General features: G+C 41.5%; 1 protein-coding gene and 1 tRNA gene. Both read left to right on the top strand.

Going from position 1 to position 921, the window contains the following annotated elements:
• The first annotated feature begins 121 nt into the window (after positions 1–121).
• Positions 122–418: a hypothetical protein gene (locus tag AABK37_RS41550; protein WP_432557206.1), complete on the top strand. Its 297-nt coding sequence runs from the start codon at positions 122–124 to the stop codon at positions 416–418.
• A gap of 258 nt (positions 419–676) precedes the next feature.
• Positions 677–747, top strand: a tRNA-Gly gene (locus AABK37_RS41545).
• The last annotated feature ends 174 nt before the right edge of the window (positions 748–921 follow it).

Here is a 921-nt window from a genome sequence, read left to right as displayed (position 1 = left end):
AGTGGGGAAACTCCTTTAAGTAAGTTGGCTGGTTGAAGGAAGAATCCCACGGCTTTTTATGAAAACGAGCGAAGCGATGTTTTCGTAGCCGTGGGAGTGTCAAGAGGCAATTCTCGATACCATGCAGTCAGCTTACACTCAAACTCGCAATCAATACGAGAAAGCGCAGGCGAAAATTAAAGAAAGACTCGATAAACTCGCTTTAGAAGTTCTGGGAAAGAATGAAGCCGTAAATTCTGACCAATATCAGTCTTTGGTTGATAGCTTTATGGCAAGAGAAGGCGTGGAATTGTTAGATCCGACTAATATCTCTAAAGAAATAGAAAGACGAACGATATTTATTGAAGAGTTCAAATCGACATGCGATCGCGTACTTTCCATCAGCAATGCCACGACAACTGTAGAAATCCCAGATTAGAATAATACTTGCTGGTCACTCGAAAATCTCTGAATTTATGGACTGCCTGAAAAGGCAACGAACTTAGGATTCGTCTCTAACTTTAAAGCTCAAAGGTTAACGCTCATCGCTTAAACCTTAACGCTCAAAGTTTAACTTGTTAAAGTTCAAATTTTAAAGTCTAAAGCTCGATGAAATCCAGGACGACGGTTATAGGTTCCATAAAGCCTTGGGGTTTCCACCTGGCTGAGTGGTCAGCATTTTAAAGCTTTTAACTATGCGAATGTGGTGTAGCGGTAGCATGTGAGTCTTCCAAACTCTTGGCACGAGTTCGATCCTCGTCATTCGCTTTAATAGTCTTGTAGCTTCAACGGTAGAGCATTTGCATACTGGTTGCAAGTTCGATTTTTATCAAGACTATTAACCCAAGTTGCTAGTTATAGATTCAAGCGATCGCATGGGGTAAGTTAAGCAATAAAATCCCCTCCAGAGAGAAAAGTAGGAGGGGAAAATGCGCCTGGGAA

Origin of the sequence: Tolypothrix sp. VBCCA 56010 (genome assembly GCF_050875635.1) — a bacterium.
Classification (GTDB): domain Bacteria; phylum Cyanobacteriota; class Cyanobacteriia; order Cyanobacteriales; family Nostocaceae; genus Hassallia.
The sequence above is the reverse complement of the archived record's forward strand: the minus strand, read 5'-3'. Positions and strand labels throughout refer to the sequence as shown.